Below are 7,395 nucleotides of genomic sequence, written 5' to 3'. Positions count from 1 at the left end.
ATTTGACGAAGAAGCAGGAATTTTTAGACCAATTTATCGCAACCGCAGTAGGACAATCTTAAGTCCGACAGGCTCCTGGACAGGCTTATCCCTCGCAGGCTAATGATTTTCCTCAAGTGCGCAAGTAAGGCGCTATCTCAGGCCAAGAAAATGACAGACCTTACCCAATACCGAATTGAACACGACCTGCTGGGTGAAGCTTCAGTTCCGGAAAATGTTTACTATGGCATCCAGACCCAGCGTGCCGTGGAGAACTTCCAGATCAGTGGTGTTCAGCTGAACCACTATGCCAACCTGCCACGGGCTCTGGCCATGGTAAAGAAAGCCTGTGCACTGGCGAACCGTGATCTGGGCATGCTGGACCAGCACAAAGCAGAAGCGATTGCTGATGCCTGTGATGAGATCATCGAAGGCCGACTGCACGATCAGTTTGTTGTTGACATGATTCAGGGTGGTGCGGGTACCTCCACCAACATGAATGCCAACGAAGTCATCTGTAACCGTGCCCTGGAGCTGATGGGTCATCGTCGTGGTGAATACCAGTACCTGCACCCGAACACCCACGTTAACATGGCACAGTCTACCAACGACGTATACCCTACAGCGATGCGTCTGGCCATGGTGCTCAAGCACAAGACACTGCTGGTAGCCATCAAGACCCTGAAAAATGCTATGGACGTCAAAGCCAACGAGTTCAAGGACATTCTGAAGATGGGGCGTACCCAGCTGCAGGACGCGGTTCCTATGACCCTGGGTCAGGAATTCCGTGCCTTCAGCACCACCATCGGTGAAGACATTCAGCGTATCGGTGAAATGGCCGCGCTGCTGCGTGAAGTGAACCTGGGTGGTACGGCGATCGGTACCGGCATCACTGCCGACAGCCGCTATGCACCACTGGCTGTTAAATACCTGAGTGAAATCTCCGGTCAGGAAATGATCCTGGCTGGCGACCTGGTGGAAGCCACTTCCGATATGGGCGCTTTCGTTATTTTTTCCAGTGCCCTGAAGCGTCTGGCGGTTAAGCTGTCGAAAATCAGCAACGACCTTCGCCTGCTCTCCAGTGGTCCACTGTGTGGCTTTAACGAGATCAACCTGCCAGAAATGCAGCCTGGTTCGTCGATCATGCCTGGTAAAGTAAACCCGGTTATCCCGGAAGCCATGAACCAGATCGCTTTCCACGTCATTGGTAACGACATGGTCGTAACCCTGGCTTCTGAGGCCGCACAGCTGCAGCTTAACTACGCTGAGCCAGTATTGGTTTACAAGATTCTTGAGTCTATCAAACAGCTGTCTGCCGGCATGAATATGCTGACCGAGAAATGCATCAAAGGCATAACCGCCAACCGTGACGTGTGCCAGAGCTATGTAGACAACAGTGTTGGTCTGGTTACCGCACTGAACCCATACCTGGGCTACGAAAACTCCAGTCGCATTGCCAAGACTGCCCTGAAGAGCGGCCGTCGTGTGGTTGACCTGGTTCTGGAAGAAGGCCTGCTGACCGAAGAGCAGCTAAAAGAGATCCTGAAACCGGAAAACATGATTGCGCCACTGAATCTGAGTCAGTCTGCTCACTGATGATTTAACAACACACAGATCTCAGAGAAGGGGCCTGTACATGTACAGGCCTTTTTCATTTAACGTACCCCTCACAACCCCCGTCTACGCACAAAACCACAGCGCCGACAGTATTATCCCTGATAACAATACAGGAAATATCATCTAATATAATGCGCCTCACTCAGGTTGATGTTTATTTGCGTTACATAACCGGTAAATTTACGCATTCAACGGAAATACTGGTACAAAACCAGAAGAAATTGATGCCTGCGGGAAGTATTACTCTGCATAAACTGCGAACATAACTACTGATCTTCAAAAAAAGTTCCAGTGAAAGCCGGAGTTGTTTTTTTATTTGCCCGGATAAAGCAACAGCATCACACTCTGCTAAACTCTTTGCCAAGAGACGCTAAAACACAGAGCGAATTCCACGGCTTTTAAGCAATCTTTTTCAACCTGTGTGACTTCCGGCCAACCTTCCGGGTAACGCGGTTGATGCTCAAAGAGCGTTAATTATGGCTTTCCCGCATCACTTCTTTCCAGCCTGATGGCGAAAACACCAAATTATACGGCAAACTTCTTACAGTGGAGTCATTATGCAGCAACAGGACATGAAGCAAGAACCAACCGTATTTATCATCGATGATGACGAGGCTGTGCGTGACTCGCTGAAAATGTTGATGAAGTCAGTCGGTCAGACTGTCGAAGCCTTCTCTTCACCTGCTGAGTTCCTTGAAGTTTACGATGAAAACCGGCCTGGCTGTATCGTGCTGGATATCCGAATGCCCGGCATGAGCGGACTTGAGCTCCAGAGCAAGCTCAATGAAATGCACTGTATTCTTCCCATCATCTTCATCACGGGTCACGGTGATGTACCTATGGCGGTTCAGGCCATCAAAGATGGCGCTATGAACTTTATTCAGAAACCTTTCCGCGACCAGGAGCTGCTGGACCTGATCAACGATGCCTTGAAACTGGATACGCAGCAGAGAAGAGAACTGCTGGAGCACAAGGAAATTCTCCGCAGGCTGTCGACCCTTACTGACCGTGAGCGTGAAGTACTGCACCATGTTGTTGAGGGTAAAGCCAACAAGGTCATCGCCGCAGATATCAACCTGAGTCAGCGCACTGTGGAAATCCATCGCTCCCGCGTTATGGAAAAGATGGGCACCAAGTCCCTTGCTCACCTGGTACGTCAGGTCATGCAGGTAAAAGATCATCTGGAAGGCGAATTTAACTTCAAAATCTAAGCTGCACCTGCTTGCTCCGTAGACCTCACTCTACGAGGTTGCGGAGCCAATTCTGCTTAAGCGACATCAGCTCATCATTCTTTAATGAGTTACACAGCCAGCTTGATACACCCATATAAAGTTCCGATGCCTTGGCTAATGGAATGAAAAGTAATTCAGTTGCTTCTAAAAGGGAATTACCCCAAAGTCATTACGGGATTGACCAAATAACGACCCATTATAATTTCCGTTTAATTATAAAAAAATGATCTAAACGAATAATATAATATTTGAACGAACAGACAGCCAGATACTTAGGTACTCGCCGAATAACGTCAAGTACATCCCTCCATTCAGGATTAAGCCAGCTAAACCTAAACTGAAGTTGCACCATTAGACAACGGCAAGAAGAAACGGTGAAATACTTTCTAAACAATTTCGACTTAATTTGATCAGAATGTATTTCGTATTTTAAAGGTTGCTTCTTGAGCTGCTGTTAACGACGGAATAACCCGCAGGCTTCTTTGCATGCCAATCCTATCCGTAAGTTATCGATAAACAGTAGCTTTTTGCTTACAGCTGTTTCATTGCAACGCTCATTGCTCATTGCAAACGACAGGTTTCTTATTATCGCAAGGCTGCCTTTATGAACCTCGCAACCCACTGCTCAGTCTACTTATTGGAACAGGATTCCGGCACTACCGAAACTATTCGCAGCCTGTGCCATGAAAAATCCATGAAGCTTATTTGCTTCAGTTCACATTTTGAACTGTTAAATGCACTTAAGGCCGATCAACCATCCTGTATCATTGCAGCAAATGACCAGCCCAATGGCCAGGCTTTAAATCTGATGCAGGACCTGGCCAGTGGCAACCATCAGGTTCCGGTTATCATCCTTGGACATCACAATGATGTATCCAGCGCTGTTGCAGCCATTAAAGCGGGCGCTGTGGATTACATTGAAAAACCCACCATCTACGGCCGACTGGCAGAACAGCTGAACCTTGTCGTCAAACAGTCAATCCAATAAGCTTAAGCACATAAAACCCTATGTGCTTACAGGCTGCTTTATTGGGATGGCCACGCTTTCAGTAAACAGTCTTTAACCGGTTACCCACTCAATAGCTGACAAATAAAAATCCTAATTGGATAGAATATTCTCACGGCCCTGCACATAATCAGACAGTTGTACCAGTAGTTGCTGCTTTTCCAAATCTTCCCCAGCCACTGCCTGAGCCTCTTTCAATTCGTTCCAAAAATGATCAAGCGTTAACAGTTGATTATTTTCCGGGTGCAACACACCCGACAACCGGTCCCGGCAATATTGCTTCCAAAGCCCCTGGTCTTCTTTATCCATGGTTTCAAAATAGTGTCGGCCACGATAACGAAACAGCATCTCTTCCAGCCGCTTATCGGAAAACGAGAGACCAAGTTGAGGCAACTGTGAAGGATTGGATGAAACAATACGGCTCATTTCGTTTTTGTCTGCAGGCGAGAAAAAACCACCTGAATAAATCATCTGATCAGGATCCGTGTGCTTCATCGCTGGTGACTGTGAAAACACCGCTCTGAGTTTTGCTGCCAGCCTGTTGTCAGCCTGCAACTGGCTCCGGTGTGCTTCACACCCGGCAAGGTCTAATTCAAGACGATCCTGGTCTTCGGCTCTCAGAACACTCAGTGGAGCGACCGCCGGGCATTTATTAACATGAATGGTCTTTAACGGAACTCGTGCTTCCCCATCGCCTAATTGATCAGCGGGCGTAAACAGCCTACGTCGTATTTCATCCACCGATAAATTCAACAAGGGTGCCGGATCTACAGACAGATCATAAACGACAACACCATTGCGGTTTACCGGATGATCAATCAGCGGCATCACAACGGCCAGGTTATTTCGCTGTGCTCCAAACATTCCGGATACATGCACAACCATCTGTTGGCTGACCAGATTTATCAACCCGGCAACTTCACGTTTACCACGATGAGACAAATAGAACTGGAACACTCTGGGCTGCCGCTGCCGAATCAACCTTGCCAGCGCAATAGTTGCACGGACATCCGATAAGGCATCATGGGCTGCACCATGATCCAGACCATTCGCGGCAGTAATCTCCTCCAACCTGAAGCTTTTGCAACCATCCTCACGCAACGGCCATTCAATGCCTTCAGGTCTCAAAGCCGCAGTCATTCTGACCAGATCGATTAAATCCCAGCGACTGTTGCCATTCTGCCACTCCCGTGCGTAGGGGTCATAAAAATTCCGGTAGAGGATGTTCCGGGTTACCTCATCATCAAAACGGATAGTGTTATAGCCCAAAGCACAAGTGCCTGGCACCATAAACTCAGCATGAATACGGCGAATAAATTCTGGCTCCACTACCCCCTGCTCGTTAACCTTCTGTGGTGTCAAACCGGTTACCAGACAGGCCATAGGGTCAGGCAGATGGTCTTCCGGCAACTTACAGAAAATATTCAGCGGTTCTCCCACCTCATTCAACTCTGCATCCGTCCGGATACCCGCAAACTGAGCTGGCCAGTCAAGTGCGGGGTCGGTACCGAAAGTTTCATAGTCGTGAAAATAAAAAGACTGCATTTCACTCCCCTTCACTGTTGTTCATAAAACACCACTACCTCCTTGAAATCAGACACAACCGATCCCAACAGAGTTCAGGCTCTCTTTAAACTTCTTCTCTTTACTTTTGGGGATCACGATTTGCCGCTTACCCAGCGGCTGACACCACTTGGACAGCACTTTATCATTGATAATAAACTCGACAATTTCCTGAGTTTTGCAGTTCACGATCAGTGCTTCTTCTTTTATCTCCACGCCCCCGACATTGGCCGCCGCCTGCTTAAGGATACTCTCACAATCTTCCGGTAAATAGGGCTGATCATCCCGGGCCTGAAGGAAGGTCTTTAATTCATCGACGCTACCGCCAATCTGCAATGTTTCCATCATCCTTTTACGGGATAATTTCCAGGTATGATCCTTATGATAATCAGCGTACAGTGACAGGAAGCGCTGTTCCCAAGGCGTCGGCTCATGATCAAAGGCAATGCGTCCCTGTCGTTGAATGGTCAGTGACGTTTCAGTTGACTCCTGGTCTGCTTTATAATGGTCAGTCAGACCCAGTGCGTACTGACCCAATGGCGTCAGGCGGAAATATCGCAGACCATCGTAGCGGCTGAGGCACTCCATATCGCCGTATTCATCATCAAAGCTCTCATCGGTATTGGGGGGAGCCATTATCACATCCACCAGCCCCAGGGTTGCTGCGTACTCCAGCAGGAAGCAACGCAAATAACGGACTTCCAGATAATCCCAACCCCTTCCATCGAGCTGACCATCATCCGGATTGTAAATATAGAGATGGTGTAGTGCTGTTGTCACTTCCAGGTCAGCACCGGTAATGAACATAAAATTGGCAAAATCTGCAAAGGCAATCCAGGCATTGACTTCACACCCCTTCAGGTAAGCAACAATGACCTCTCTTCTTTTCAGTACATCGGTGAAATAACGCTTCCCTTTGCCGTTTTGTCCCTTGATGCGATCAATACGACGAAATTCGTCTTCTTTCTTATTATTCAACCATTGAGCCCACATGTCCCTGATGGTGTCAGCCGGGTTGCGATCTGTCTTTTTGGCCGGAATCAGTGTAGTGCCTGACTGTTTGGTAAATTTACTGTTGCCCAGTAGTCTCAGCCAGCCGTAAGCCAGCATGGACTCGCAACCTTTCGCATCATCACACTCGTCGTCGCTATAGTATTCATGCACGGCGGAAGACACTTTTTTCAGCGTCGCCCCTGAGGCGATCCCTGTTTTCTCACTGACTTTGATTTGCTTATCCTGCAATAACAACTGTATTGAATGCAGCTCACTCAGGGCCAGCCGTTCCCGTTCAAACAGTACATGACGTTCAGGCAGAGGTTCTGGCAAGGCTGAGGTTTTCAACCTGTCCGGCTCAGGTTTTGAAATCAGCTGCTTTAGGGAAGCCATCACCGGCTCCGGAATTTTTCGAATGTTGTACCAGTCAGAGTCCACAGTGTAGAAAAAGACCATGACAGCGTCTGATGGCTCATGTCGATAGAACCAACGGCTGCTTTTTGATTTATACGGAAAGTCACCGTATTTCAGTTTGAAGCGGTCCCGATCAATCAAACCACCATAATTGAACAGCGACTCTTGCAATAAGGCCATCTCAAGTTCTGACAGTTTCCCCAGGTATGTTTTCAGGATCGTCCGGTCTGTCAGACCTTCTGCGATTGAGTTAACCAGTTCGGCCTTGAGGTTTTTTTTCGATTTAACGCCAAAATAGGTCAGGTACTTGCTTTTCAGACTATCGACCGTGTCGTTGCTGATAGCTCGTTTAAGTTCAGACATAAAATTCAATACACGTTTAAAAAGGGTTGGGTAACCGTAAATTGCTAGTCGGCGGAAAATTACTGCAGTCCTCAGTGTAGCAAGATCAGGCAAGGCGTCCTGATTCCTCCCAATACAAAATGCTCTCGCTCAGCAACAAGTAATGATCCTTAAATAATTCCGGCATTTTGAATTCACTCTCCGTTCATCCTGAGCGGAGTCGAAGGGTGCCTGGCACGATCTATCATG

Annotated in this window: 5 protein-coding genes; 3 read left to right on the top strand and 2 right to left on the bottom strand. The window is 47.9% G+C overall.

The annotated features are described in order from the left end of the window. Positions 1-150 precede the first annotated feature (150 nt). From aspA to KDK15_RS14355, 3 genes are all read left to right on the top strand, one after another. On the top strand, positions 151-1,575 hold the full coding sequence (gene aspA, locus KDK15_RS14365) for an aspartate ammonia-lyase (protein ID WP_257296073.1): 1,425 nt from the start codon (positions 151-153) through the stop codon (positions 1,573-1,575). A gap of 578 nt (positions 1,576-2,153) precedes the next feature. Next, positions 2,154-2,807 carry a response regulator transcription factor gene (locus tag KDK15_RS14360; protein WP_257296072.1) on the top strand — a complete coding sequence of 218 codons (654 nt, stop codon included), beginning with the start codon at positions 2,154-2,156 and terminating at the stop codon, positions 2,805-2,807. Between the two features lie 625 nt (positions 2,808-3,432). After that, positions 3,433-3,816 carry a response regulator gene (locus KDK15_RS14355; protein ID WP_257296071.1) on the top strand — a complete coding sequence of 128 codons (384 nt, stop codon included), beginning with the start codon at positions 3,433-3,435 and terminating at the stop codon, positions 3,814-3,816. 111 nt (positions 3,817-3,927) lie between these two features. On the opposite strand, the gene sbcB is transcribed toward KDK15_RS14355, so the two are convergent. After that, the gene (gene sbcB / locus KDK15_RS14350) at positions 3,928-5,379 is read right to left on the bottom strand and encodes an exodeoxyribonuclease I (RefSeq protein ID WP_257296070.1); all 1,452 of its coding nucleotides are present in this window, start codon (positions 5,377-5,379) and stop codon (positions 3,928-3,930) included. Between the two features lie 48 nt (positions 5,380-5,427). Next, positions 5,428-7,167 (bottom strand): hypothetical protein, encoded by a 1,740-nt coding sequence (locus KDK15_RS14345; RefSeq protein WP_257296069.1) that lies wholly within the window; start codon positions 7,165-7,167, stop codon positions 5,428-5,430. Between the last annotated feature and the right edge of the window lie 228 nt (positions 7,168-7,395).

This window comes from Endozoicomonas sp. YOMI1 (genome assembly GCF_024606345.1).
GTDB lineage: Bacteria > Pseudomonadota > Gammaproteobacteria > Pseudomonadales > Endozoicomonadaceae > Endozoicomonas.
This window is presented reverse-complemented; position numbering and strand designations above follow the sequence as displayed.

What these genes read in the sequence shown, in the direction of transcription:
- KDK15_RS14355 (WP_257296071.1), top strand. Translation starts at nt 3,433, where the DNA reads ATGAACCTCGCAACCCACTGCTCAGTCTACTTATTGGAACAGGATTCC.
- KDK15_RS14360 (WP_257296072.1), top strand. Translation starts at nt 2,154, where the DNA reads ATGCAGCAACAGGACATGAAGCAAGAACCAACCGTATTTATCATCGAT.
- aspA (WP_257296073.1), top strand. Translation starts at nt 151, where the DNA reads ATGACAGACCTTACCCAATACCGAATTGAACACGACCTGCTGGGTGAA.
- sbcB (WP_257296070.1), bottom strand. Translation starts at nt 5,379, where the DNA reads ATGCAGTCTTTTTATTTTCACGACTATGAAACTTTCGGTACCGACCCC.
- KDK15_RS14345 (WP_257296069.1), bottom strand. Translation starts at nt 7,167, where the DNA reads ATGTCTGAACTTAAACGAGCTATCAGCAACGACACGGTCGATAGTCTG.